This window comes from Stenotrophomonas sp. YAU14A_MKIMI4_1, assembly GCF_003086855.1.
Classification (GTDB): domain Bacteria; phylum Pseudomonadota; class Gammaproteobacteria; order Xanthomonadales; family Xanthomonadaceae; genus Stenotrophomonas.
In genome coordinates, this window is the sequence record NZ_CP025998.1 from 3271951 (window position 1) to 3297500 (window position 25550).

Here is a 25550-nt window from a genome sequence, read left to right on the forward strand (position 1 = left end):
TTTATCGCGCCGTGACTTCACATGGGCGATCATGGCCGCCCCGCTCCACCGGCTCCCCACGCCATGTCCGACCCGTCTGTGCCGGCTTCGCCGTCCGACTACGCCCGTTTCCGTCCCCTGCTGTGGCTGGTTTCACTGGCCATCTTCATGCAGATGCTGGACTCGACCATCGTCAACACCGCGCTGCCGGCCATGGCCGCCAGCCTGGGCGAAAGCCCGCTGCAGATGCAGTCGGTGGTGTTCAGCTACGCGCTGGCGGTGGCCACGTTCATTCCGGCCTCCGGCTGGATCGCCGACCGTTACGGCACGCGCCGCACCTTCCTGGTGGCGATCATCCTGTTCACCCTGGGCTCGCTGGCCTGCGCGCTGGCCCAGCACCTGCATCAACTGGTCGGTGCCCGCGTACTGCAGGGCATCGGCGGCGCCATGCTGCTGCCGGTGGGCCGCCTGGCGGTGATGCGCTCGGTGCCGCGCGAGGATTTCCTGCGCGCGATGAGCTTCATCGCCATTCCCGCGCTGATCGGCCCGCTGATCGGCCCGACCCTGGGCGGTTGGCTGGTGGAAATCGCCTCGTGGCACTGGGTGTTCCTGATCAATCTTCCCATCGGTGTGATCGGCTTCATCGCCGCCATGAAGATCATGCCCGATCACTACGCCAGCCACCGCGTGCGCTTCGACCTGCGCGGCTACATCATGCTGGCCTTCGCCATGGTGGTGCTGTCGCTGGCACTGGATGGCATTTCCGGACTGGGCACGCCGCACGCACTGGTGATGCTGATGACCGTGGCCGGCCTGGCGGCGCTGGTGGGCTACTGGCTGCACGCGGCCAATTCCACTGCGCCGCTGTTCTCACTGGCGCTGTTCCGCGTACCCAGCTACCGCATCGGCATCCTCGGCAATCTGTTTTCGCGCATCGGCAGCAGCGCCATGCCGATGCTGATTCCGCTGCTGCTGCAGGTAGGCCTGGGGCTGGGCCCGATGCACGCCGGCCTGATGATGGTGCCGGTGGCCGCCGCGGGCATGGTGTCGAAGAAGCTGGCGGTGAAGCTGGTGGAGCAGTACGGCTACCGTCGCGTGCTGATGGTGAACACCGTGCTGGTGGGCCTGGCGATGGCCAGCTTCATCCTGATGACGCCGGGCCAGCACCTGGGTTGGCGCCTGTTGCAGCTGGCGTTCTTCGGCGCGGTCAATTCGCTGCAGTTCACCGTGATGAACACCGTGACCCTGCGCGACCTGGACCGCGAGTTCGCCAGTTCCGGCAACAGCCTGCTGTCGATGGTGATGATGCTGGCAGCCGGTTTCGGTGCGGCGGCGGCAGGCAGTCTGCTGGCAGCGTTCGGCACGCACCTGGAAGGCCATGGCGCCACCGCGGCGCTGCATGCCACCTTCATCTGCGTGGGTGCGATCACCCTCACCTCGACGATGATCTTCTGGCAGCTGCCCGACACCAAGCCCGAACCGCGCCAGGTCGAATCGGTCGCGGAGTAGTGTTTTCGGCAGGGCTTGCAGCCCTGCACCTGCTTGGAGCAACAGCGACGGCAACGGCAAGAGCTGGGTATCCGTGGGATGGCGGGGTGGTGTGGGCTTGCAGTACACGCCGTAAATCCATCCATGGAGGCTCGTAGGCGCCTTGCTCGTGTGCGCAATCCTGCGCACACGGCAAGACCGGGGTTGGGCGTCCTGCCCAACCCGCCCGAGGCATGCCTCGGGCCCATGGCGCCTGCGGTACTGCAAGCCCACACCACCCCGCCTCTGACAATTTCCTGCGATTTGTCGGATGGCACGGGGTCGGATCCCGTTGCTTCGCAACGGGCTCTGACCCCAGAGAAAATTCGCTATCTGACAGATTGTGTCGACCAAGGTCGACACCTACCAACAGCAGTGAATCTGTCAGACAACGAAATAGATTCGGGGTCAGAGCCCGTTGCGTAGCAACGGGATCCGACCCCGTGCCGTTCCGACAGATTGCTGGAAACTGTCGAAGGCGGGGTGGGTCCGGTTGCGGGGGCGTGAGCGCCATGGATGGCGCGACCGAGGCTACAAGGACGTACTTGCGCCGTCCCCCGCAAGCGGACCCACCTCGCCTCCCCACGGATAGCCAGCTTTTGACGTTGCTTCAGTCGAGCATGGCTCGACCCTACGGCAGGTGCAGGGCTGCAAGCCCTGCCAGCACGCCCTAGCGCCCCAGCACGCGGGCGATGGCTTCCACCAGCAGCTCACCGGTCACGGGTTTGCGCAGGAAGCCTTCAATGCCGGCCGCTTCCACCTGCTGCTGCAGATCCGGATCGGTGCGTGCGGTCACCGCCAGCAGCGGCAGGGTGTAACCGTGGTTGCGCAGGTGCTGGGCCAGTTCGAAACCACTCAGGCCGGGCAGGTCCAGGTCCAGCAGGCCCACATCGAATTCGCCCGCGCTGATCTCGCGCAATGCCGCCAGCGCATGCTCGGCATGCACCACCTCGTGCCCGCGCGCGGTCAGCAGGCCCGTCACCACGTCCGCCACGGTGCCATCGTCCTCCACCAGCAGCACGCGCAGCGCCGGCAGTGGGCTGGCCGTGCCATCACCCTGCAGACCGGCAGCGGGGTCACTGCCCTCCTCCAGGGCCAGTGGCAACGGCAGCCAGACCGCGAACGCGGTTCCCGTTCCCAGCTGGCTCTCCACCCGGATGCGGCCCTGCATGGCCAGCGCCAGTTCGCGGCAGATCGCCAGGCCCAACCCGCTGCCGCCGTACTGGGCGGCGGTGCGTGCGCCATCGGCCTGTTCGAAACGCCGGAACAGACGCTGCTGCTGCTCCTGGCTGATGCCCGGACCGGTATCGCGCACGTCGAAGTACAGGCCATCATCGTCGCAGCGCGCGTGCAGGGTAATGCCGCCGCGCGAGGTGAACTTCACCGCGTTGGACAACAGGTTCAACAGAATCTGACGCACGCGCATGGCATCGCCGGTGGCCTGCAACCCTGGCGGCAGGGCGTTGTCCAGGCTGAAGCGCAGGCCCTTCTGTGCGGCCAGCGGCCCCATCAGCGCCGCCAGGTCCTGCAACAGGGCGTTCAATGCGAACGGACGCGACTGCAGTTCCAATCGCCCCGATTCAATCCGCGCCAGGTCCAGCGCGTCGTTCACCAGGTGCAGCAGGTGCTCGCCGGCGTGCCGGATGGATTGGGTATAGCCGCGCTGCTGCGGGTCCAGCGGCGATGACAGCAGCAGTTCGCTCATGCCCAGCACACCGGTCATCGGAGTGCGGATCTCATGGCCCAGGTTGGCCAGGAAGCGGGTCTTGGCCGCCGATGCCTGCTCGGCCAGCTCCTGCTTGTGCAGCGCCAGCTGGTAGGCGTGGCGGCGCTGCAGGCGGCGCCGGTACAGCCAGGCGAACCAGCTGGTCAGCAGCAGCGCGATCGAGGCCAGCACCAGCAGCCCGGACAGGCTGCGCCACCATGGCGGCTGCACATGGAATTCCAGGCTCTGCACCCGCGACCAGACATGGTCGGCCGAGCGCGCCTGCACTTCCAGGCGATAGCTGCCCGGCGGCAGGCGCGAGAACAGACGCTCACCGGCCGGGCCCACTTCCACCCAGTCCGGATCGTAGCCAGCCAAGCGGTAGCGGTAGGTATTGGAGGCCGAATCGGCGAAGGACAGCAGGCGCGCCACGATGCGCAGGTCGCGGTCACCGTCGGCAATCTGCAGTGGCGTGTCGTGGGTCAGGTCCAGCACCTGTTCGTTGCGGCGCACCTCCACCCGCTCGATCACCAGCGGCGCGCGGCGCGTGGACGGGCGTACCTGTTCGGGGTCATACACCACCACGCCTGCCGGGGTGCCTGCCACCATGCGCCCGGACGCGGTGCTGATCAGCGTATGTTCGCGGAACTCCTGGCTGGGCAGGCCGTCGTGTACGCCATACAGGCGCACGCTTTGCCCGTCGGCGCCTACGCGCACCAGACCGCGGGCGCTGCTGGCCCAGACCACGCCCTGCGCGTCGACCACCACGCCGGTGGCGGAGATGGCCGGATAGCCCTGCTCGGCGCCGATCACCGCCTGCCGCTCCAGCCTCCCCTGGCGCCAATGGTAGCGGGCCAGTCGACCATCTTCGGACAGCCAGACCTGGCCATCGTGGCCCACATGCATGGCGTAGACCGCCGACGCAGGCGCGCCGGGCACGGGCTGGAAGCGGCCGGTCTCGGGCAGCCATTGCAGCAGACCGCGGCTGCTGGCCAGCCAGATGTGGTCCTGCGGGCCGCATTCCACGTCCAGGTTCAACTGCCCCAGCTGCAGGCCATCGCGACCACTTTCCAGTTCGCGCCGTACATGGCCATCCAGATCGCGCTGCTGCAGCCCCGACGGCAGCATCAGCCACAGGCTGTCGCCATCGCAGGTCATCATCGCCTCGACCGTGCCCTCCATGGGCGCGTCGGTGGCCGCATCACGTCCCCAGCGGCGCAGTTCGCGGGTGCGCGGGTCATAACGCATCACCGCATCGCTGGACCCGATCCAGACCTGGCCACGTCGATCCTCGCGTACCGAGGTCAGCCAATGCATGCCATTGACGAAGGTGCGGTGCTGCTCGATCTGCCCGGTCAACGGGTCGAACCGGTCCAGCGCGCCATGGCTGCCCACCGTCCACACTCCGCCATTGCTGGACGGACTGGTGCCCAGCACGAAGGCATTGCGCAGCGACGCAGGGTCGTCTTCCAGCCGCGAAAACACCGAGAACTGCCACCAGCGCGGCAGCAGGTGCCACAGGCCGGCATTGGTACTGGCCAGCCAGATGCCGCCTTCGCGGTCTTCATACGCGCCGGTCCAGTTCGGCCGTACCCGGCCGCGGGCAATGGCGCTGTACAGCGGCACGTTCTGGAACTTGCCATCCACGCCCCGGCCCAGGCCACTGCGGGTGTCCAGCCAGTGCCCGCCCTGTTCGTCGCGCAGCATCATGCCCAGTACCTGGTCGCCGGCCGGCAGCGCCCATGGCGGTGCATCGAAGCGGCCGTCGGGCCGCCGCACGATGGCGCCGGCCAGCGTACTGATCCACAGACTGCCATCAGGTTCGGTACTGAGCCCGTTGATCATCGACCCGGGAATCACATCGCTGCCGATCCGCTCGAAGTCGGTGCCGGTCCAGCGCGCCACGCCGTGCTTGGTGCCCACCCACAGGCTGCCGTCGGCCAGCGTGGCCAGGTACGGCACGGAAACGGCCGGCACGCTGCGCGGGTTGTTCGCTTCGGGCAGGAAGCGCTGCAGCCGTTCATTGCGATCCAGCCGGTACAGTCCGCCTTCATGGGTGCCGAACCAGATCGCGCCATCGGGCGTGGTCGCCAGGCTCCACACCGTGTTGCTGCCCATCAGCGGCTGGCTGCTGCGGTCGTAGAAGCGCAGTTGCCGGCGATCGGCCGACATGCGCACCAGCCCGGCGTTCTCGGTACCGATCCACAGTTCATTGTGGGCGTCGACCAGCACGCTCCAGATACGGTTGTCGCGCAGGCCATCCTCGGAGCGCCAGATCCGATAGTTGCGGCCGTCATAGCGTGCCAGGCCATCGTTGGTGGCGATCCACAGATAACCGTAGCGATCTTCGGCCATGCGATTGACTGTGTTCGATGGCAGACCATCGAACACCGTCACCTGGCGGGGCGTGGGTGCCACCGGCTGGGCCAGCGCGGGCACCAGGGCGAACAGGATCAGCAGCAGCGTCGCCGCCCGCAGATACGCCACCGATTGCCTCCTCACGCGTCCATGGATGGTGCCCGCAGGGCGGGCGTCGGCATGGTAAACCGAAAGGCGCGCAATTCACGCCATTAAGCTGCGCAACTACGCCGTGATCTGACGTTTGTTGCGTGCATGGGCGATGGCCGACACCAGCAGATCGCCGGTCACCGGCTTGCGCAGGAAGCCATCGAAACCGGCGGCCAGCACCTGTGTTTCGGCATAGGCGTCCGAACGCGCCGTGACTGCCACCAGTGGCAATTCGTAGCCCATCGCGCGCAGCTGACGCGCAATGGCGGTGCCATCCAGGGCCGGCAGGTCCAGATCCAGCAACCCCACATCGAAGCCGCCGGTGGCGATTTCGGCCAGCGCGCCCAGGCCATGCAGCACATGCACGACCTGGTGACCACGTGCGCGCAGCAAGCCGGCAATCACCTCGGCCACGGTCGTGTCGTCTTCCACCAGCAGGATGCGCAACGCCGGCAGCACCGGAACGACGGCAACGGATTCGCCGGCCGGTGGCGACGCCTGCGGCGCCCACGGCAACGGCAGGCGGACGCGGAAGCGTGCACCGCGCCCCAACTGGCTGTCCACGTCGATGCGACCGCCCATCGCCACCGCCAGCTCCTGGCAGATGGCCAGGCCCAGCCCACTGCCGCCATAGCGCGACGCCGTGCGCGGCCCATCGGCCTGTTCGAAGCGGTGGAACAGACGCTGCTGCTGCTCGGTGCTGATGCCGGGCCCGGTGTCGCTTACTTCGAACACCAGCACGCCACCCTCGTCCTGCAGCTGCACGCCGAGCGCGACGTGGCCGCGCTCGGTGAACTTGATCGCATTGCCCAGCAGGTTCAGCAGGATCTGCCGCACCCGCATTTCATCGCCACTCACACTCACCGGCCCGGGCAGGCGGTCTTCGCGCAGGAAGCCGAGTTGGCGCTGGTGGGCCATCGGCTGCATCAGGGCCTGCACCTGGTCCAGCAGTCCGGTCAGATCGAACGGGCGGATATCCAGCTCAAGGCGGCCGGCTTCGATGCGGGCCAGGTCCAAGGCGTCGTTCACCAGCCGCAGCAGATGGCTGCCGGCCTGCTGGATGGACCCGGCATAACTGCGCTGCACCGGGTCCAGTTCGGTGGCCAGCAGCAGTTCGCTCATGCCCAGCACACCGGTCATCGGCGTGCGCACTTCATGGCCCAGGGTGGCCAGGAAGCGGCTCTTGGCCTGCGACGCCTGCTCGGCCAGCTGCTGCTTGTGCACGGTCAACTGCCATTGCTGCCGCCGCCGCAGCCGGCGCCGGATCGACCAGACAAGGGCCAACAGCAGCAGCGAGCCCAGCATCACGTAGCCGAAGATGGCCATGCCGCTTCGCCACCACGGCGGCAGCACCTTCACCTGCAGCTGTTGCGAGGGGCTCCATGCACCACTGCTGCTGGCCGCCTGCACTTCGATCAGGTACGGCCCGGGTGGCAGCCGCGACAATGTGCGCTGGCCGTCGCTGCCCTGCTCCACCCAGTTCTGGTCGTAACCACCCACGCGGAAGCGGTAGCGGTTGCCCTGCGGGTTCGCGTACGACAGCAGTCGCGCATCGATCTGCAGGTCACGGTCATCCGGGCCCAACAGCAGCTCGCCGCCTGTCGGCAGCGGTTGCCACCCGCGCGCATCGTCGCGGCGCACGCGCACCTGCGCGATCACCAGCTGCGATGCGGGCAGCGCGACGTCAGCCGCGTTCGGGTCGAAACCGACCATGCCGGTCTGGGTGACGGCCAGCACACGACCGTCGGCCCCTACCGCCGGCGGCCGCCCGGTGAATTCGGCATCGGGCAGGCCGTCGCGTTCGTTGATCTGCTGCAGGCGCCACTGTTTGGGGTCCCAGCGCAGCAGGCCGCGTGGCGAGGTGGCCCACACGCGCCCATCCTCGGCCAGGGCCAGGCCGCCCATGCTGACCGGCGGCATGCCGTGGCTGGCGTCGATGCGCTGGATCAGGCGCAGGGTCAGCCCGTCCCACTGATAGCGCTCGAACGCGCCCTGCCGGGCCAGCCACAGCTGCTGCGGATCGACCCACACCAGATCGTAGATGGCGCCGCTGGATACCCCCGGCACGGCTTCGAAACGGTCGGCCTGCTCGCGCCACAGCCCCATTTCGCCCATGGCCCAGACCCGGCCGCGCGCATCGAAGCGGATCTGTTCGATCGGCACATCCGAGGCGCCGTGCAGGGCCGACAGCGGAACGGTGCGCAGCAGGCGGCCGTCAGCGGCGCGCTGCTGCATCCCCAGGTTCATCACCGAAATCCACACCGACCCGTCCGGCGCCTGCCGCATCAGATCGATGCGCTGGCGCAGGTCCGCGCCGCCGCCGATCGGCAGGTTGCGCAGTGCGCCGCTGGCCGGGTCGTACACGCTCAGGCGCCCGGCGCGCCCCAGCCACAGGCGCCCCTGCGGGCGCGGCAGCACCGACCAGACCGCGCCGCTGCCCAGTTCCTTGTCGCTGGCCAGCAGGCTCAAGGTGCCCTGCGCATCGATGCGGTAGACGCCATGGGCCGAGCCCACGTAGTAGTTGTTGCCATCACTGGCGGCGCTCAGCAGGTACTGGCTGTCCAACGGCTTGCCGTCCAGCTGGTACCAGGTGGAAAAGCGCCGCCAGTCGGGGGGCAGATAAGCCAGTCCCTGAGTCAGCAGGCCCACCCAGAGCCCGCCTTCGTGGTCCTGCAGCATGTCCAGCACGCCGCTGTGACCGGTCAGGAAACCACTGCCGCGGTCGCCCTGCAGGCGCCACAGCGCATCGGCATCACCGCGCAGCAGGCCATCTGCGGTACCGGCCCAGTAGCCGCCCTGGCGATCCGGGATGACCAGGGCCGCGCGCAGGGCCGGGCTGTCAGGCCACGCCGGCCGGCTGACCGCGTCGTTGGCGTCCACACGGTAGAGCCCATCGTTCTGGCTGCCGATCCAGACCGCGCCATCGGTATCGCGGCTGAGCCGCAGCACGCTCACGTGGCCCAACGCGCCCGCCGCGATGGCCTTGAAGCGGGTGCCATCCCAGCGCGCCACGCCCGCTTCGGTGCCGATCCACAGCCGCCCCTGCGCATCCACCAGGCTGCTGTAGATGGTGTCGCTGGGCAGGCCGGAAGGATCGGACGCATCGTGGCGGAACACCTGCAGCTGGCCATCCTCGGCCAGCCGGCAGACACCGTGGGTGCTGGTGCCGATCCACAATGCGTCGCCGGCATAGGCCAGGGTCCAGAACTGCCCCTGGCACTGCGCATCAATGCCATCGAAGGTACGGAAGCGATCACGGTCGGCATCCAGGCGGGCCAGGCCCTTGCCGTTGATGCCAAGCCAGACGCGGTCGCGCGGATCGATCAACAGGGTTTCGATTTCGTTGCCCGGCAACGACCCGGTCTGTTCGGGGTCATGCTGCCAGACCCGCAGGGCGCTGCCGTCGTAACGGGCCAAGCCGCCGTCGGTGGCCGCCCAGATGTGTCCCTGGCGGTCTTCAGCCAGTGCCAACACCATGCGCGAGGGCAAGCCTTCGGCCGCACCGAAGCGGCGCAGTCGCGGCGTTTCCCCTGCCATCTCCTGTGGTGTGGCCGCCGCCGCGAGCGACACCACCAGTGCCAGTGCGGCCAAGCCACGGCACCACCTGTGCCAACCGGTCTTCATCCTGAACCCCCTGTCCTGGCCCCGATTGTCACACAGCACCGGCGGCACTGCTGCAACAGCCTGTTTCCAGCCGCATTGCCACCACGAACTGTTGCAGCCGTGCACACGTCCAGAGCGCGGTGCTGTGCGTATGATCGAGGCCTCTTCCAACCGAGTACGTGCCCGATGCGTTTACGCCTGGCCCTGCTGCCCCTGCTGCTTGTGGTTGCACCGGCCTGGGCCGCACCCGACGTCTGGCGCATCGACCCGGTGCACACCCGCGTGCTGTTCGCCATCGATCACGCCGGCTACTCGCAGGCACTGGGCACCATTTCCGGCAGCCAGGGCAGCGTGCAGTTCGATGGCGACAGCTGGCGCGATGCCACGCTGGAGGTCGACATTCCCGTGGCGCGGCTTGACCTGGGTGATGCCAAGTGGAACCAGGCCACCCTGGCCAGCAGCCTGCTGGATGGCGAACGCTTCCCCAGTGCGCGCTTCGTATCGACCCGGGTGGAACCGATCGATCCCACCCATGCGCGCGTGGTCGGCACCCTGACCCTGCGCGGGGTCAGCCAGGAAGTGGTGCTGGATGTGACCCTCAACGCGGTCAAGCGCTACCCGCTGCCGCCGTTCCGCCGCACCGCCGGCTTCTCGGCCACCACCACGCTCAGCCGCCGCGCCTTCGGCATCACCGCCTGGCCGGGCGTGATCGGCGACAGCGTACAGATCAGAATCGAAGCCGAAGCGGCGCTGGACCGCAGCGCGCGCCCGGGAACTCCTGACCCCGACAGCCACTCCGACAGCCCGACGGCCCCGAAGGACACGCCATGACCGCCAAGAACACGCCCGCTGCCTGGGGCAGCGTCAGCCAGACCCTGCACTGGTTGATCGCCCTGCTGATCCTCGCCTTGGGCATCGTCGGCCTGACCATGGGCGAACTGCCGAAGACACCGAAGTATTTCTGGGTCTACACCGCGCACAAATCCATCGGCATCACCGTGCTGGCCCTGGTGCTGCTGCGCCTGGTCTGGCGCCTGTACGCCGGCGCGCCCAAGCCGGTGCCGGGCACGCCCAGCTGGCAGGAGCGCATCGCCAGCGCCACCCACGTGCTGCTGTATGTACTGATGTTCGCCATTCCGCTGTCGGGCTGGCTGTACGACTCGGCCAGCGGCCTGCGCCCGTTCCGCTGGTTCGGCCTGGTGGATGTGCCCAAGCTGAGCGGGCCCGATCCGCAGGTGGTGGCCGTCTCCCACGCCCTGCACGAATATGGCTTCTGGCTGTTGATCGCGGTGGTGCTGGCCCATGCCGGCGCTGCCTTCTACCACCACCTGTTCCAGCGTGATGCCACCTTGTCGCGGATGCTGCCGCGTGGCTGGCTCGCCACCCCACAGAAGGACTGACCGATGACCCTGAAACTGACCACCCCGGCCGCCGTGGCCGCTGCCCTGGCCGGCCTGCTGGCCACTGCCCCGGTGCTGGCCGCCGATTACACCCAGGCCGCCGGCGCCGGCTCCATCCTGGTGTTTGCCAGCAAGTACGACGGTGAAGTGTTCACCGGCACCTTCCCGGGGTTCAGCACCAAGCTCAGCTTCGACCCGGCCAATCCGGCCGCAGGCTCGCTGGACGTGACCATTCCGCTGGCCGGGGCCAAGAGTGGCAACAGCGACCGTGATTCCACTCTGCAGGGCGCGGACTTCTTCGACGTCGGCAAGTTCGCCACCGCCCACTTCACCGCCAAGGGTTTCCGTGCAGTGGGCAACGACCAGTTCGCCGCCGACGGTACGCTGGAGCTGCGCGGGGTGAGCAAGCCGGTCACGTTCACTTTCAGCTGGAAGCCGGGCACCCAGCCGGTGCTGACCGGCAAGGCCACCGTGAAGCGCCTGGACTTCGGCGTGGGTGGCGGCGACTGGGCCGATACCAAGACCATCCCGGACGAGACCGCGATCAGCACCATCGTCAAGTTCGACGCGAAATAATGTGGGACCGCCGCCGGGCATGGCCCGGCGCTACCGTGGAACGGAGACACAGGGTAGCGCCGGGCCATGCCCGGCGGATTCAACCTGCGGCCAGCCAGGCCTGCACGGTCACGGCATCGAACGGCCAATCCAGTTCGCGGCCGCTGGCCTCATGCCGCAGCACCGGCACCCGCGTGCCGTAGCGGCTTTCCAGCGCCGGCTGGTCATCCAGGAACACCGAATCGAACTCCGGCGCCCGTGCCTTGGCCAGTTCGGCCAGGGCCAGGTCACACAGGTGGCAATCGTCTCGCTGGAACAGGGTCAGCACGGTTCAGGCTCCGCCGGCGGAAATGCTGCGCCGCAGGCATGGCCCTGCAGCACGAACGGCTAGAATAGCGGCCTCTTCCGGTACCCGCAGTACGGCAACCATGGCTGTCAGCACGTTCGACGTTTTCAAGATCGGCATTGGCCCGAGCTCCTCCCACACCGTCGGGCCGATGAAGGCCGCCGAACGCTTCATCCACCGCTGGCTGCTGGACCCGGGCCGCCTGCACGAAGTGGCGCGCATCCGCGCCGACGTCTACGGCTCGCTGGCCCTGACCGGGCGCGGCCACGGCACCGACAAGGCGATCCTGCTGGGCCTGGAAGGCCAGCGCCCGAACCTGATCGACCCGGACATCATTCCCGCCACGCTGGAACGCATCCGCAGCAGCAAGCGCATCCTGCTGATGGGCCAGCACGAGATCGCCTTCGACGAGAAGCGCGACCTGGGCATGAACAAGCGGCAGAAGCTGCCCTACCACACCAACGGCATGCGCTTCACCGCCTACAACGCCGACGATGAAGTGATCGCCACCCGCGACTATTACTCGGTGGGCGGCGGCTTCGTGGTCAACCAGGACGATGCCGCCGACGACCGCATCGTGCCCGACGAAACGCCGCTGCCCTACCCGTTCAAGAGCGGCGACGAACTGCTGGCGCAGACCGCGCGCAGCGGCCTGAGCATTGCCCAGCTGATGTTCGAGAACGAGAAGTGCTGGCGCAGCGAAGAGGAGATCCGCGAGAAGCTGCGCGAGATCTGGAGTGCGATGCAGTCGTGCGTGGCGCGCGGCATCCGCGAGGAAGGCGTGCTGCCCGGCGGCCTGAAGGTGGGCCGCCGCGCGCCGGCGCTGTACCGCGAGCTGTCCTCCAAGCCCGAGGCCGCCATGCGCGACCCGCTGACCACGCTGGACTGGGTGAACCTGTACGCGCTGGCGGTGAACGAGGAGAACGCTGCCGGTGGCCGCGTGGTGACCGCGCCGACCAACGGCGCCGCCGGCGTGCTGCCTGCCGTGCTGCATTATTTCGACCGCTTCTGCCCGGGCGCGAACGAACAGCGCGTGTTCGATTTCCTGCTTACTTCCGCAGCGATCGGCATTCTGTACAAGGAAAACGCCTCGATTTCCGGTGCCGAAGTGGGCTGCCAGGGCGAGGTGGGCGTTGCGTGTTCGATGGCCGCCGGCGGCCTGGTCGCTGCGCTGGGCGGCAACCCCAGCCAGATCGAGAACGCCGCTGAAATCGGCATGGAACACAACCTGGGCCTGACCTGCGACCCGATTGGCGGGCTGGTGCAGATTCCGTGCATTGAACGCAACGCCATGGGTGCGGTGAAGGCGATCAATGCCTCGCGCATGGCCATGCGTGGCGACGGCAAGCACAAGGTGTCGCTGGACAAGGTGATCAAGACCATGCGGGATACCGGCCGCGACATGCAGGACAAGTACAAGGAAACCAGCCGCGGTGGCCTGGCGGTGAATGTGATCGAATGCTGATCGCGTGTGTGGGGGTGGGGGCGCGCGCTGCGCGCGATAGTCGAGCAAGCTCGACTCTACCGGCAGGCTGCGTGAACCCGCGCTGCGCGCGATAGTCGAGCAAGCTCGACTCTACCGGAGGCGGCGGCGGCGGCAACGTTTTGCGGTTAGGCTCGGGGTTCCCTGCCACGGAGAACCCCATGCGTCTGGTCGCTGCCGCCCTGCTTTCCTGCCTGCCCCTGTCCGCGCTGGCCGCGCCGCCCCCGACCTACGGTGCGCGGCTGGAGGGCTTCGACTACGGCTACCCGGTGAAGACCTTCAGCCTGGAATCGCAGCAGCAACCGCTGGAGATGGCCTACCTGGACGTCGCGCCGAAGAAGTCTCCCATCGGCGTGGTCGTGCTGCTGCATGGCAAGAACTTCTGCGCCGCCACCTGGAAGGAAACCATCAAGCCGCTGGTGGCCGCCGGCTACCGGGTCATTGCCCCCGACCAGGTCGGCTTCTGCAAATCCAGCAAGCCCGAGCGCTACCAGTATTCGTTCGGGCAGCTGGCAGCCAACACCCACGCCCTGCTGCAGCACCTGCAACTGGGCGACCTGCCGGTACACCTGGTCGGCCATTCGATGGGCGGCATGCTGGGCGTGCGCTATGCGCTTACCTATCCGCAGGACCTGCGCAGCCTGTCGCTGGTCAACCCGATCGGGCTGGAAGACTGGAAGGCGCTGGGCGTGCCGTGGCGCAGCGTGGATGCGTGGTACGCCGGTGAAATGAACATCAGCTACGACAGCATCCGCCGATACCAGCTGGACGTCTATTACGACGGCAAATGGAAACCGGCCTACGAAACCTGGGCACGCATGCAGTCGGGCATGTACGCCGGCCCGGGCAAGCAGGCGGTGGCCTGGAGCCAGGCGCTGACCTCGGACATGGTGTTCAACCAACCGGTGGTCTACGAACTGAAGAACCTGCAGGTGCCCACCACGCTGTTCATCGGGCAGAAGGACCGCACCGCCATCGGCCGCGACCAGGCACCGGCGGAACTGAAAGCGACGCTGGGCAATTACCCCGCACTGGGCAAGGCGGCGGCCGCCGCCATTCCCGGGGCAACGCTGGTGGAATTCGCCGCGCTGGGGCATTCGCCGCAGGTGCAGGACCCGAAGCAGTTCAATGCCGCGTTGCTGAAGGCGTTGAAGACGCGTTGATGGCGCTCCGCCGGGCATGGCCCGGCGCTACCCTTGCAAGATCGGGGTAGCGCCGGGCCATGCCCGGCGATGCGTCAGCCCACGATGCGCAGCACATCATCCAACAAGGCGGCCGCCGTCACTTCGGCACCGGCCCCGGGCCCCTGGATCAGCAGGGGCTGCTGGCGGTAACGATCACTGTGGATGGCCACGCGGTTGTCGGTGCCAGCGCCCTGTGCCAGCGGATGATCGGCGGCCAGCTCGCGCAGGCCCACCTGTGCGCCCTGCGCATCCACGCGACCGACGAAGCGCAGCACGCGGCCCTGCGCGTGCGCCTGCTGCCAACGCGCCTGCAGCGGCGCATCCAACTGTTCCAGTGCAGCCAGTGCCTGTTCCAGCGGCAACGCGGCCAGCGCTTCAGGCACCAGCGATTCCACCTGCACCTGTGCGGCGTCCAGCGCCAGACCGCTGCTGCGCGCCAGGATCAGCAGCTTTCGCCGCACATCCTCACCGGACAGATCCACCCGCGGGTCCGGCTCGGTGTAGCCGGCCGCCAGCGCTTCGCGTACGGCGGCCGAGAACGGCGATTGGCCGTCGTAGCGATGGAACAGCCAGGCAAGTGACCCGGACAGCACGCCCTCGATGGCATGGATGTGGTCACCGCCGGCCACCAGCGCGCGCAGGCTGCTGAGCAGCGGCAGGCCGGCACCGACCGTGGCGCTGTCGCCGTAGCGCGCACCGCTGTCGGCGCAGCTGTGGGCGATGGCCTGCGCACGCGCCAGCTGTGCACCCCGGCCCAGCTTGTTGGCGGTGACCACGTGCACGCCACGCGCCAGCCACTGCACATGGCGTGCGGCCACCTCTTCGCTGGCCGTTGCATCCACCACCACGTCGCCGCGTTCCAGGCCTTCGGTACCGGCCCAGCGCGGCGCGCCCTGGCCGTCGCGCGGGGCACGCCGCGCCAGTTCCAGCGGCACCGCCAGATCGCGATCGATGGCCAGCGCGGTGCGCGAATTGGCCAGCCACTGCACGCCCGGCAGTGTCAGCCCGCGCGCCTGCAGGGCCTGGTAGCGCTGCACGAAGGCCGTGCCCACCGTGCCGGTACCCAGCAGTGCCAACCGGCCCGTGGCAACGGCGGAAACTTCAGCGGCCAATGCGCTCATGCATCCACCACCTGTTTGCGGCGTGCGGCATGGTCGATCGCCGCTTCGGCGCGCTGCAGCGCCGCGTCCAGGTCGGCCAGCAGGTCCCGTTCGGCCTCGATGCCGACCGACAGACGCAGCAAGCCCTCGCTGATCCCAGCCGCGGCACGGGCTTCGGCGGTCATCGCCGCATGGGTCATGGTGGCCGGGTGCGCGACCAGGCTTTCGACACCGCCCAGCGATTCGGCCAGGGTGAAACAGCGCAGGCCATCAACGAAGGCGCGTACCGCCGCGTGCGGATCGTCGCCTTCGCAGTCGGCCAGTTCGAAGGATAGCATCGCGCCGAAGCCACTCTGCTGGCGCGCGGCGATGGCATGGCCGGGATGATCGGCCAGGCCCGGGTAGTAGACCCGCGCCACCGCCGGGTGTGCATCCAGCAGCGCGACGATGGACGCGGTGTTTTCCTGGTGTACGCGCAGGCGCGCATCCAGCGTGCGCAGGCCGCGCAGGGTCAGGAACGCGTCAAACGGCGAACCGGTCAGGCCCAGCGCATTGCCCCACCACACCAGCTGTTCATGCACGGCCGGATCGCGCGCGATCACCGCGCCACCCACCACATCGCTGTGGCCATTGATGTACTTGGTGGTGGAATGCAGCACCAGATCGGCGCCGAAGGCCAGCGGCTGCTGCAGTGCCGGCGACAGGAAGGTGTTGTCCACCACCACCAGTGCGCCAGCCTTGTGCGCGGCTTCGATCACGAAGCGCAGGTCGGTGATGCGCAGCAGCGGGTTGGACGGCGTTTCCACCAGCACCAGCTTCGGCTGGGTGGCCAGGGCCTGGGCCAGCGCGCGCGGATCGGTCAGGTCAGCGGTGACCAGTTCGAAGTGGCCCTTCTTGGCCAGCGCGTTGAACAGGCGCCAGCTGCCGCCGTAGGCATCGTGCGGCACCACCAGCGTATCGCCAGGTTGCAGCAGCGCGTTCAACACCAGGTTGATGGCGCCCATGCCCGTGGCGGTGACCACGCCACCCACGCCGCCTTCCAGTTCGGCCAGGGCTTCGCCCAGCAGATCGCGGGTGGGGTTGCCGCTGCGGGTGTAGTCGTACTGGCGCTTGTTGCCGAAGCCTTCGAAGCTGAAGTTCGAGGACAGCACGATCGGCGGGGTGACCGCACCGTGGGCGGTGTCGCGGTCGATGCCGGCGCGGACCGCGGCAGTGGTGCGGCTACAGGACGGCTCGGTGGCGTGCAGGCTCATGCGGTCTCTCCAGAAGTGCGGAAGGCGGTAGCGAGGATCGCGTCGATGCGATCGGTTTCTTTCAGGAAGGCATCGTGGCCATAGGGCGAGCGCAGCACGCGCAGGCTGCCGCGCGGGCCCAGGCCCTCGACCAGGCCGACCAGGTCGGCCAGCGGCACCAGGCGGTCGCCTTCCACGGCCACCACCACGGTGGGCGGCAGGATGGCGGCGGGGTCCACCCGATGCAGGTCGATCGATTCGGACAGGCGCAGGTACGCGGTCACCGGCGTGCGCGCCACGTACTGCGCACCGGCCGCGTCCAGATAGTCTTCGGCCGCGACCCGCACGCGCCCGTTGACCACTTCCGGCGCCGCGTCGAAGCGCTCGCCAAACTCTTCCGGGGTGCGGTAGCTGAGCATCGCGAACTGACGGGCCAGGGCCAGGCCGTGGTCTTCGCCACACTGCAGCTGGCCCAGCGCAACGGCACGGCGCTGCAGCGCGCGCCAGGCGGCGGCATAGGGATGCGGGCGGTGCGCACCGCTGGCCAGCACCAGCTGGCGCACCCGCGCACGGTGGCGCACGGCGAACTGCTGGCCCACCAGCGCGCCATAGGAATAACCGACGAAGGCCTTCAGCGTGCGCACACCCAGGTGGTCGAGCAGCAGGGCCAGGGCGTCGGCCTGGTCGGCCGTGTCGATCGGCACATCCAGTGCGCCGTCGGCGCCGATGAAATCGAAGGCCAGCACCCGCAGCTGCTGCGGGTCCAGCGCGCGCCCGGCGCCGACCAGGCCTTCGGCCCAGCCCTTTTCGCTGAACTGAGGGTTGCTGGCCACATGGCGGTGGGCGGAAATGCCACCGGCCAGCACCACTACCGGCGCAGTGGCCGGGCCGACCCACTCGTAGCGCAGGCGCACCGGGCACGGGCCGGCGTGGCGCATCGACAGCACCGCGGCGAACTCGCCGCGCTCGGCGTGCACGCGGTCATCGACCGGCACGCTGACGGGGGCAAAGGATTCGGGGCGAAGCACGGTGCTGGGGGCGAAGCTCATGGCGGGATCCAGTTGGGAATCGGCCATCGAGCCTTCGCGGGGCTCGCGTTCAAGATGCACCGGCGGTGCACGCTCGAACCATCTTTCGGTGGACGCCACGGTCCCCGCAGGATTTGGCACCTACGCCGGCATTTGCATGCCTGCGGGCTGCCCCGGCTTCAAAGGGCCTGTCCCTCTGCCGGTCTCGATGGTGGAACCACGATGCCAGCGGATTCCGGGCGTGTCAATCCCTTCATGCGGATAAAGCGATGAATGAATCCCCAGCGACGAACCGGGAAGCAGTACCGTCACCGCTGTTCAGGATCAGCTACAGTCCCGCCGCCCCTCTCCCGCTGGAACCGCCGATGCCACGCCCGGCCCTGTGCTGCCTGATGTTTGCCCTGCTGGGCGCTCCCATCGCCGACGCCAGCGATTGGCGGCAAGGCTGGGGACTGGTGCCGGCGGGCCCGACCCGCGCAGCACCCGCGGCGGCGCCCTCGGCCGCACCGCTGGCACAGTTGCGCCTGCAGCCCGTGGGCGAGCAATGGCAGGCACGCATCGACAATCCGCTGGCCGGTCCGCTGCAGATCGAACTGCGCGCCGCGCCCGGCCAAGCCATCGAAGGGCTGCCCGTGCAGTCGCTGGTGCAGGGCGGCGGCACCCTGGTGGTCGGCCATCTGCCGGCCCCGGCCGATGGGCGCGCCCTGGAAGTGCGCATGAACGCGGTGCCCGGCGCGCCAACGGCGCAGGCCGAGGACGTGGCCTATCGCCTGCCCTTCGAAGCCACGCACCTGCGCGTGGACCAGGCGCCCAATGGCCGCTTCAGCCACCAGGACGAAGAGAACCGCGATGCGGTGGATTTCGCCCTGGCCGAAGGCACCCTGGTCATGGCCGCGCGCGAGGGCACGGTGATGCAGGTGCAGGACGGCTTCCAGGCCAATGGCCAGGACCGCCAGCGCGATGGCGCCCGGGCCAACTTCATCCGTGTGCTGCACAGCGACGGCAGCATGGGGCTGTACGCGCACCTGCAGGCCGGCGGCATGCGGGTGCGGCCCGGCCAGGCGGTGCAGGCCGGGCAGCCGCTCGGCTTGTCGGGCAACAGCGGCTTCAGCACTGCCCCGCACCTGCACTTCGTGGTCCAGGTGAACCGCGGCATGGGCCTGCGCTCGGTGCCGGTGCGCATTTTCACCGCGCAGGGGCAGCTGCAGTTCGCCCGTGACAGCAGCGCCGAAGGCAGTGCCGGGCGCTGACCGGCCCCGGCCGGTATAATCGGCCGCTTATCTCTTTGAAAAGCGCCCCGGGCGGGCGCCACTGCCATGTCCGAAGTCGCCACCGAAGCGTCGCGCCGCCGCACCTTCGCCATCATTTCCCACCCTGACGCCGGCAAGACCACGCTGACCGAAAAGCTGCTGCTGTTCGGGGGCGCGATCCAGATGGCCGGCTCGGTGAAGGGCCGCAAGGCCGCCCGCCATGCCACCTCCGACTGGATGGCACTGGAAAAGGAACGCGGCATCTCCGTTACGTCGTCGGTGATGCAGTTCCCCTACGAGGGCAAGATCGTCAACCTGCTCGACACCCCCGGCCACGCCGACTTCGGCGAGGACACCTACCGCGTGCTGACCGCGGTGGACTCGGCGCTGATGGTGATCGACGTGGCCAAGGGCGTGGAAGAGCGCACCATCAAGCTGATGGAAGTGTGCCGCCTGCGCGACACCCCCATCATGACCTTCATCAACAAGCTCGACCGCGAGGGCAAGGACCCGATCGAGCTGCTGGATGAAGTGGAAACCGTGCTGGGCATCCAGTGCGCCCCGGTCACCTGGCCGATCGGCATGGGCCAGCGCCTGAAGGGCGTGGTGCACCTGCTGACCGGCGAAGTGCATCTGTACGAACCGGGCCGCAACTTCACCCGCCAGGATTCGACCATCTTCCCGTCCATCGATGCGCCGGGCCTGGCCGAGAAGATCGGCGCGCAGATGCTGGCCGAGCTGCGCGACGAACTGGAACTGGTGCAGGGCGCCAGCCACCCGTTCGACCTGGACGCCTACCGCGCCGGCAAGCAGACCCCGGTGTTCTTCGGTTCGGGCGTGAACAACTTCGGCGTGCAGCCGCTGCTGGACTTCTTCGTCGAACACGCCCCTGCCCCGCAGGCGCGCGCCACCACCGGCCGCGAGATCGCCCCGCAGGAAAACAAGCTGACCGGCTTCGTGTTCAAGATCCAGGCCAACATGGACCCGCAGCACCGCGACCGCGTGGCCTTCATGCGCATCTGCTCGGGCCGTTTCAACGCCGGCATGAAGACCTTCCACGTGCGCACCGGCAAGGAGATGAAGCTGGCCAACGCGCTGACCTTCATGGCCAGTGACCGTGAAATCGCCGCCGAAGCCTGGCCGGGCGATGTGATCGGCATCCACAACCACGGCACCATTTCCATCGGCGATACCTTCACCGAAGGCGAAGCGGTCACCTTCACCGGTATTCCGAACTTCGCCCCGGAACTGTTCCGCCGCGCGCGCCTGCGCGATCCGCTCAAGCTGAAGCAGCTGCAGAAGGGCCTGGCCCAGCTGTCCGAAGAAGGCGCGACCCAGTTCTTCCGCCCGCTGACCAGCAACGACCTGATCCTGGGCGCGGTGGGTGTGCTGCAGTTCGACGTGGCCGCCTACCGCCTGAAGGATGAGTACGGCGTGGAAGCGACCTTCGAGCCGGTCAGCGTGACCACCGCACGCTGGGTCACCTGCAGCAACGAAAAGAAGCTGGAGGAGTTCCGCGAGAAGAACGCGCTGAACCTGGCCCTGGATGCGGCCGGCCAGCTGGTCTATCTGGCCCCGACCCGGGTGAACCTGCAGCTGGCGCAGGAACGCGCGCCGGACGTGCGCTTCTCGGCCACCCGCGAAGCCGCCCACACCGTCTCGGTGGCCTGACCGGCCGGGGTCGGATCCCTTTCCGCCAGGAAAGGGCTCCGACCCCGGCGGCACCTCCGTTCATCCACGCATGGCGTGGATCTACTGTGGAGACGTGATCGTCCGTTCATCCACGCCATGCGTGGATGGGCGCCGATTCCCCCACCATACGGTGGCGGGGGTGCAAGCAACCGCCATCGCGGCGATGATAGGGGGGCTGCGGGTCCCCCTCCCCGCGAACCACCTCATCGCCATGTCCACCACGACTGTTGCTTCCATCCGCGAAGAAATCGCCAGCGCCCTGACCCACGGGCTCGGCGCCGTATTCGCGTTGGCCGCCGGCGCCGTACTGATCACCCTGGCCGCCATCTACGGCGACGGCTGGCAGCTGGCCAGCGCCATCGTGTTCGGTATCGCCCTGCTGCTGCTGTACACCGCCTCCACGCTGTACCACGCCATCCAGCACCCCACGGCCAAGGGCCGCCTGAAGGTGTTCGACCACTGCGCGATCTACGTGCTGATCGCCGGCACGTATACCCCGTTCACCCTGATCGGCCTGCGCGGTCCCTGGGGCTGGGGGTTGTTCACGGCCATCTGGGCGCTGGCGCTGGGCGGGGTGGTGTTCAAGCTGTTCTACACCGGCCGCTTCAAGGCGCTGTCCACCGCCATCTACATCGCCATGGGCTGGCTGGTGATCGTGGCGATCAAGCCGATGTGGGCCTCCATCGACGGCAGCACCCTGGCCTGGCTGTTCGGTGGCGGCCTGTCGTACACCCTGGGCACCTACTTCTACCACCGCGAATCGATTCCCTATTCGCATGCGATCTGGCACCTGTTCGTGATCGGCGGCAGTGTCTGCCACTTCGTGGCCGTCACCAGGCAGGTGCTGTAGCCCAGCTGCACCGCGCTCCTGTGCACACCACGCACATGAGCGCTTCGCGCCCCGTCCACTCCGGTAGGGCAACGATGGCAGTGTGAATGCTGCCCCTTCCCCTGCGACGCCGCGCGCTTCGCGCTGGCGCCTCCGCCGCCCCGGCCGCCGGGGCCAGCGTTGGCTGGCCGCCCTGGTCTTCGTGCTGGCCGCGATCCTGGTCCTCATCGCCCTGTGGGACTGGAACTGGTTCAAGGGCCCGGTGGAGCGTGCCGTGCAGGCCCGTACCGGGCGCGCCCTGCATATCGGCAACCTGGACGTGGACCTGGGGCGCGTCACCACCGTGCGCGCGGACACGATCTCGTTCGCCAATGCGACCTGGGCCAAACAGCCGAACATGGCCAGCGCCGACCGGGTGGAGATCGACGTGCGGGTCTGGCCGCTGCTGCGCGGCAGCGTGCAGCTGCCCGAGGTGCGCCTGACCCGCCCCGACGTGCTGCTGCAGACCGCGCCGCGTGAAGGCGAGGCCGGCAACTGGGATTTCCTCGGCGACAGCAGCGGTGGCACCACGCCGCAACTGAAACGCCTGTTCATCGACGACGGACGCCTGCAGTTTTCCGATGCGCGCGGCCGCACCGATATCCGCCTGAACGTGCGCAGTGGCCAGCCGCGCCAGGGCGACGCCGCGCCGCCCCTGCGGGTGGCCGGCAAGGGCCGCTGGCAGGGCAATGCATTCACCCTCAGCGGCGGCACCGAATCGCCCCTGCAACTGACCGACAGCGCCCATCCGTTCCGCATCCACCTGGACGGCCGTGCCGGCGGCACCCATGCCGTGGCCAGCGGCACGCTGACCAATCCCTTCGCACTGCAGCTGTTCGACCTGCAGTTCGCCCTCAGTGGCCAGGACCTGGCCGACCTCTACCCGCTGCTGGGCATCGCCATTCCCCCATCGCCGCCGTATGCCCTGAACGGCCGCCTTAAGCGCGACCACAACGTGTGGCGCTACGAGCGCTTCACCGGCAAGGTCGGCGACAGCGACCTGGGCGGCAACCTGCAGTTCGAAGTGGGCCGTGACCGGCCACGCCTGACCGCCACGCTGGAATCGCGCCGACTGGATTTCGATGATCTGGCCGGCTTCGTCGGCGCTCCGCCCAGGACCGGCAGCGGCGAGACCGCCAATGCCGAGCAGAAAGCCGAAGCAGCGCAGGTGGCGGCCAGCAGCCGTGTGCTGCCGGACACGCCGTACAACCTGGGCAAGCTGCGCGCGATGGACGCCGACGTGCGCTGGAAAGCGCACCGCATCAATGCGCCCTCGCTGCCGCTGGACGACATGGACGCGCACCTGCTGCTGGACGACGGCGTGCTGCGCCTGGATCCCCTGAATTTCGGTGTGGCCGGTGGTGATATCCGCAGCACGATCCGCATGGATGCGCGGCAGCCGCAGATTGCCACCACGCTGAAGGCCAGCGTTCGCGGCGTACAGCTGGGGCAGCTGTTCCCCGATGCGAAGCTGGCCGAGCAGGCCAAGGGCGGCATCAGCGGACAGATCGACCTGAGCGGTCGCGGCAATTCGATCGCCGCGATGCTGGGTGGCAGCAGCGGCGACGTGGGCGTGGCGATGGGCCGCGGCCACGTGGGCAACCTGGTGATGGAGCTGGCCGGGCTGGACATCACCGAATCGGTGAAGTTCCTGTTCACCGGTGACCGGCAGATTCCCCTGCGCTGCGCCTTCGCCGATTTCGGCGTGCGCGATGGCGTGATGACCAGCCGCGCACTGGCGGTGGACACCACCGACACCATCGTCATTGGCGAGGGAACGGTGAACCTGCGCGACGAATCGCTGGACCTGCTGCTGCGGCCACGGCCGAAGGACAAGAGCATCCTGGTACTGCGCTCGCCACTGCGCATCGGCGGCACCTTCAAGGACCCCTCGTTCCGCCCGGACTTCAAGGCGCTGGGCCTGCGCGGCGCAGTTGCCCTGGCGCTGGGCAGCATCGCCCCGCCGGCCGCGCTGCTGGCAACGATCGAGACCGGCCCGGGCAAGGACGCCAACTGCGGTGGGCAGTATGCGAAGTAAGAGCGGTTGTTCGCGGCGCCTCTATGGATCTTGGTTTGAGTGGGGCGGGTGGGCCAGTCAGGACACGCCGTAAAACCCATCCATGGGGGCTCGTAGGCGCCATCCATGGCGCCTGCGGTCCTGCCTGGCCCACCCGCCCCACTCTCGACAGTTTCCTGCGCGCGGAACGAGAGCGGAAATTCAAGATCAAGATCAAGAGCTGTGCCAACCAAGGTTGGCACCTACCAGAAGCGGTTGGTCGGCGGAAGCGGATGGTCGGCAGCAGCGGTTGGTCGGCGGAAGCGGTTGGTCGGCGGAAGCGGAGGACGGCAGAAGCGGTTGGTCGGCACTGAAATGCACCGCGCTCGCAGGAATGTGTCCTGAGGCGGAGGGCATGGCCGTGCAGGACCGTAGGCGCCAAGGACGGCGCCTACGAGCTACATGGACGTATTTACCGCGCGTCCTGCACGGCCATGCCCTCCGCCTCCCCACGCATCAGGAAGGCGCTGCTCTTGCGCTCTGGCTCTGGCTCTGGCTCTGGCTTCAAAGGCCGGGCCGGCGGGCTGCAAGCCCGCCAGCGAAAAACTACCCGGCCACGATGTACTGCTGCAGATGATCCAGCTCGCGCCGCTGCGCATCGATCACCGACTTCACCAGATCGCCGATGGAAATCACCCCCAGCACCTGCCCGCCTTCCACCACCGGCAGATGGCGGATGCGGTAATCGGTCACCAGCTGCAGGCAATGCTCCACCTGCTCACCCGGCGCCACGGTCACCACCTGCGCGGTCATGATTTCCGCCACCGCGGTATCGCGCGAGGAGCGGTCGCGCAGCACGATCTTGCGTGCGTAGTCGCGCTCGGAAAGGATGCCGACCAGGCGCGGGCCGTCCATCACCAGCACCGCACCGATGCCCTTTTCGGCCATCAGCCGGATCGCATCGATCACCGCGGCGCCAGGGGCCACCGCGTGCACTTCAGGGGACTTGCCGTCCAACAGTTGCCGTACCGACGTCATCTGCCTGCCCTCCCAGGGTGGGTTGCAGGGCCGATTCTGCCACGCCCGGTGCCAACCACGCGTCAACCAGGTACAGCGGCCGCTGCTTGGACTCTTCATACAGCCGGCCCAGGTACTCGCCGATCAGCCCCAGGGCGATCAACTGCACCCCGCCCAGGAACAGGATCACCGCCATCATCGTCGGCCAGCCAGCCACACGGTCGCCGTACATCGCCGCCTTCACGATCACCCACAGGCCGAACACGAAGGCCACTGCCGCCGTCGCCAGCCCCAGATAGGTGGCCGCGCGCAGCGGCACCGTGGAGAAACTGGTGATGCCTTCCAGCGCGAAGTTCCACAGACGCCAGAGGCCGAACTTGCTGGTACCGGCCATCCGCGCGTGGCGGTGGTAGGGCACCGCCACCCGGCGGAACCCAACCCAGCTGAAAAGCCCCTTCATGAACCGATGGCGTTCGCGCAGCTCGCGCAGCGCCTGCAGCGCGCGTGGCGACAGCAGGCGGAAATCCCCGGTATCGGCCGGAATCGGCGTAGGCGACAGGCGGCCGATCACCCGATAGAACAATGCGGCGGTGGTGCGCTTGCTCCAGCTTTCGCCATCGCGCACCAGGCGGGTGCCATAGACGTTGTCGAAGCCTTCGCGCCAGCGCGCGACGAACTGCGGCACCAGTTCCGGCGGGTCCTGCCCGTCGGCGTCCAGGATCATCGCCGCGCCTTCGCGCACCTGATCCAGGCCGGCGGTCAGGGCAGCTTCCTTGCCGAAGTTGCGCGACAGGCGCAGTGCCGAAATCCGGGGGTCCACGGCGGCCAGGCTACTGATCACCGCCCAGGTCTCATCGCTGCTTCCGTCGTCCACGTACAGCACGTGACCGTCGATGTCGGCCAGGCCATCCAGCACCGCGCACAGGCGCGGATGCAGCTGCGGCAGCGCCAGCGCTTCGTTGTGGGCGGCGATGACGAATGTCAGGCGTTCACGATTCATGCCCGGATTGTACGTTGCAGGCGCACCTGCGGCCCACCGCGCCAACGCTCCGGGCAAGGTGGATACCAGGCCGGGTT

The 25550-nt window shown here is 68.2% G+C and carries 18 protein-coding genes and 1 riboswitch; of the genes, 10 read left to right on the forward strand and 8 right to left on the reverse strand.

What is annotated here, in order from left to right:
- The first annotated feature begins 63 nt into the window (after positions 1–63).
- Positions 64–1488 carry a multidrug transporter subunit MdtD gene (mdtD, locus tag C1931_RS15040; RefSeq protein ID WP_108753854.1) on the forward strand — a complete coding sequence of 475 codons (1425 nt, stop codon included), beginning with the start codon at positions 64–66 and terminating at the stop codon, positions 1486–1488.
- Positions 1489–2176: 688 nt separating this feature from the next.
- On the opposite strand, the gene C1931_RS15045 is transcribed toward mdtD, so the two are convergent.
- Together C1931_RS15045 and C1931_RS15050 are read right to left on the reverse strand one after the other, a co-directional pair.
- Positions 2177–5698, reverse strand: coding sequence for a hybrid sensor histidine kinase/response regulator (locus C1931_RS15045; RefSeq protein WP_108756912.1), 3522 nt, complete (start codon positions 5696–5698; stop codon positions 2177–2179).
- Between the two features lie 96 nt (positions 5699–5794).
- Positions 5795–9343 carry an ATP-binding protein gene (locus C1931_RS15050; protein WP_108756913.1) on the reverse strand — a complete coding sequence of 1183 codons (3549 nt, stop codon included), beginning with the start codon at positions 9341–9343 and terminating at the stop codon, positions 5795–5797.
- A 165-nt stretch (positions 9344–9508) separates the two neighbouring features.
- Between C1931_RS15050 and C1931_RS15055 the strand changes: the two genes are divergently transcribed.
- The 3 genes from C1931_RS15055 to C1931_RS15065 are packed head-to-tail and all read left to right on the forward strand — an operon-like array spanning position 9509 to position 11298.
- Positions 9509–10153: a YceI family protein gene (locus C1931_RS15055; protein ID WP_108756914.1), complete on the forward strand. Its 645-nt coding sequence runs from the start codon at positions 9509–9511 to the stop codon at positions 10151–10153.
- Entirely contained in the window at positions 10150–10722 is a 573-nt protein-coding gene (locus C1931_RS15060; RefSeq protein WP_108756915.1) for a cytochrome b, read from the forward strand. Before C1931_RS15055 ends, C1931_RS15060 begins: the two co-directional genes overlap by 4 nt.
- A gap of 3 nt (positions 10723–10725) precedes the next feature.
- Entirely contained in the window at positions 10726–11298 is a 573-nt protein-coding gene (locus C1931_RS15065) for a YceI family protein (protein WP_108750774.1), read from the forward strand.
- Between the two features lie 79 nt (positions 11299–11377).
- Here C1931_RS15065 and C1931_RS15070 read toward each other — a convergent pair whose 3' ends face one another.
- Positions 11378–11605: a glutaredoxin family protein gene (locus C1931_RS15070; RefSeq protein ID WP_108756916.1), complete on the reverse strand. Its 228-nt coding sequence runs from the start codon at positions 11603–11605 to the stop codon at positions 11378–11380.
- Between the two features lie 100 nt (positions 11606–11705).
- Between C1931_RS15070 and C1931_RS15075 the strand changes: the two genes are divergently transcribed.
- Together C1931_RS15075 and C1931_RS15080 are read left to right on the forward strand one after the other, a co-directional pair.
- On the forward strand, positions 11706–13088 hold the full coding sequence (locus C1931_RS15075) for an L-serine ammonia-lyase (RefSeq protein ID WP_108750776.1): 1383 nt from the start codon (positions 11706–11708) through the stop codon (positions 13086–13088).
- Positions 13089–13267: 179 nt separating this feature from the next.
- Entirely contained in the window at positions 13268–14269 is a 1002-nt protein-coding gene (locus C1931_RS15080) for an alpha/beta hydrolase (protein ID WP_108756917.1), read from the forward strand.
- A gap of 74 nt (positions 14270–14343) precedes the next feature.
- On the opposite strand, the gene C1931_RS15085 is transcribed toward C1931_RS15080, so the two are convergent.
- Genes C1931_RS15085 through C1931_RS15095 form a run of 3 tightly spaced genes read right to left on the reverse strand, consistent with a single transcriptional unit; the run spans position 14344 to position 17671 of the window.
- Positions 14344–15411: a homoserine dehydrogenase gene (locus tag C1931_RS15085; RefSeq protein WP_108756918.1), complete on the reverse strand. Its 1068-nt coding sequence runs from the start codon at positions 15409–15411 to the stop codon at positions 14344–14346.
- Positions 15408–16643 (reverse strand): O-succinylhomoserine (thiol)-lyase, encoded by a 1236-nt coding sequence (locus tag C1931_RS15090; RefSeq protein ID WP_108756919.1) that lies wholly within the window; start codon positions 16641–16643, stop codon positions 15408–15410. Before C1931_RS15090 ends, C1931_RS15085 begins: the two co-directional genes overlap by 4 nt.
- Positions 16640–17671: a homoserine O-succinyltransferase gene (locus C1931_RS15095; protein WP_108754858.1), complete on the reverse strand. Its 1032-nt coding sequence runs from the start codon at positions 17669–17671 to the stop codon at positions 16640–16642. The genes C1931_RS15090 and C1931_RS15095 overlap by 4 nt, the downstream gene beginning before the upstream one ends.
- A 75-nt stretch (positions 17672–17746) precedes the next feature.
- Positions 17747–17865: riboswitch (SAM riboswitch) on the reverse strand.
- Between the two features lie 150 nt (positions 17866–18015).
- Here C1931_RS15095 and C1931_RS15100 point away from each other — a divergent pair.
- From C1931_RS15100 to C1931_RS15115, 4 genes are all read left to right on the forward strand, one after another.
- Positions 18016–18900, forward strand: coding sequence for a M23 family metallopeptidase (locus tag C1931_RS15100; protein WP_108756920.1), 885 nt, complete (start codon positions 18016–18018; stop codon positions 18898–18900).
- Positions 18901–18966: 66 nt separating this feature from the next.
- The gene (locus tag C1931_RS15105) at positions 18967–20571 is read left to right on the forward strand and encodes a peptide chain release factor 3 (RefSeq protein WP_108750781.1); all 1605 of its coding nucleotides are present in this window, start codon (positions 18967–18969) and stop codon (positions 20569–20571) included.
- A 232-nt stretch (positions 20572–20803) separates the two neighbouring features.
- On the forward strand, positions 20804–21442 hold the full coding sequence (locus C1931_RS15110; protein WP_108756921.1) for a hemolysin III family protein: 639 nt from the start codon (positions 20804–20806) through the stop codon (positions 21440–21442).
- A gap of 82 nt (positions 21443–21524) precedes the next feature.
- Positions 21525–23498: an AsmA family protein gene (locus tag C1931_RS15115; RefSeq protein WP_108756922.1), complete on the forward strand. Its 1974-nt coding sequence runs from the start codon at positions 21525–21527 to the stop codon at positions 23496–23498.
- 564 nt (positions 23499–24062) lie between these two features.
- Here the strand turns inward: C1931_RS15115 and C1931_RS15120 are convergent.
- Both C1931_RS15120 and C1931_RS15125 read right to left on the reverse strand, forming a co-directional pair.
- A complete protein-coding gene (locus C1931_RS15120; RefSeq protein ID WP_108753866.1) occupies positions 24063–24494 on the reverse strand; it encodes a CBS domain-containing protein in 432 nt (143 codons plus the stop codon).
- A complete protein-coding gene (locus C1931_RS15125; protein WP_108756923.1) occupies positions 24454–25473 on the reverse strand; it encodes a glycosyltransferase family 2 protein in 1020 nt (339 codons plus the stop codon). The genes C1931_RS15120 and C1931_RS15125 overlap by 41 nt, the downstream gene beginning before the upstream one ends.
- Positions 25474–25550: the final 77 nt, after the last annotated feature.

What these genes read in the sequence shown, in the direction of transcription:
- C1931_RS15095 (WP_108754858.1), bottom strand. Translation starts at nt 17,671, where the DNA reads ATGAGCTTCGCCCCCAGCACCGTGCTTCGCCCCGAATCCTTTGCCCCC.
- mdtD (WP_108753854.1), top strand. Translation starts at nt 64, where the DNA reads ATGTCCGACCCGTCTGTGCCGGCTTCGCCGTCCGACTACGCCCGTTTC.
- C1931_RS15060 (WP_108756915.1), top strand. Translation starts at nt 10,150, where the DNA reads ATGACCGCCAAGAACACGCCCGCTGCCTGGGGCAGCGTCAGCCAGACC.
- C1931_RS15125 (WP_108756923.1), bottom strand. Translation starts at nt 25,473, where the DNA reads ATGAATCGTGAACGCCTGACATTCGTCATCGCCGCCCACAACGAAGCG.
- C1931_RS15105 (WP_108750781.1), top strand. Translation starts at nt 18,967, where the DNA reads ATGTCCGAAGTCGCCACCGAAGCGTCGCGCCGCCGCACCTTCGCCATC.
- C1931_RS15120 (WP_108753866.1), bottom strand. Translation starts at nt 24,494, where the DNA reads ATGACGTCGGTACGGCAACTGTTGGACGGCAAGTCCCCTGAAGTGCAC.
- C1931_RS15075 (WP_108750776.1), top strand. Translation starts at nt 11,706, where the DNA reads ATGGCTGTCAGCACGTTCGACGTTTTCAAGATCGGCATTGGCCCGAGC.
- C1931_RS15100 (WP_108756920.1), top strand. Translation starts at nt 18,016, where the DNA reads ATGCCACGCCCGGCCCTGTGCTGCCTGATGTTTGCCCTGCTGGGCGCT.
- C1931_RS15080 (WP_108756917.1), top strand. Translation starts at nt 13,268, where the DNA reads ATGCGTCTGGTCGCTGCCGCCCTGCTTTCCTGCCTGCCCCTGTCCGCG.
- C1931_RS15090 (WP_108756919.1), bottom strand. Translation starts at nt 16,643, where the DNA reads ATGAGCCTGCACGCCACCGAGCCGTCCTGTAGCCGCACCACTGCCGCG.
- C1931_RS15110 (WP_108756921.1), top strand. Translation starts at nt 20,804, where the DNA reads ATGTCCACCACGACTGTTGCTTCCATCCGCGAAGAAATCGCCAGCGCC.
- C1931_RS15065 (WP_108750774.1), top strand. Translation starts at nt 10,726, where the DNA reads ATGACCCTGAAACTGACCACCCCGGCCGCCGTGGCCGCTGCCCTGGCC.
- C1931_RS15085 (WP_108756918.1), bottom strand. Translation starts at nt 15,411, where the DNA reads ATGAGCGCATTGGCCGCTGAAGTTTCCGCCGTTGCCACGGGCCGGTTG.
- C1931_RS15050 (WP_108756913.1), bottom strand. Translation starts at nt 9,343, where the DNA reads ATGAAGACCGGTTGGCACAGGTGGTGCCGTGGCTTGGCCGCACTGGCA.
- C1931_RS15055 (WP_108756914.1), top strand. Translation starts at nt 9,509, where the DNA reads ATGCGTTTACGCCTGGCCCTGCTGCCCCTGCTGCTTGTGGTTGCACCG.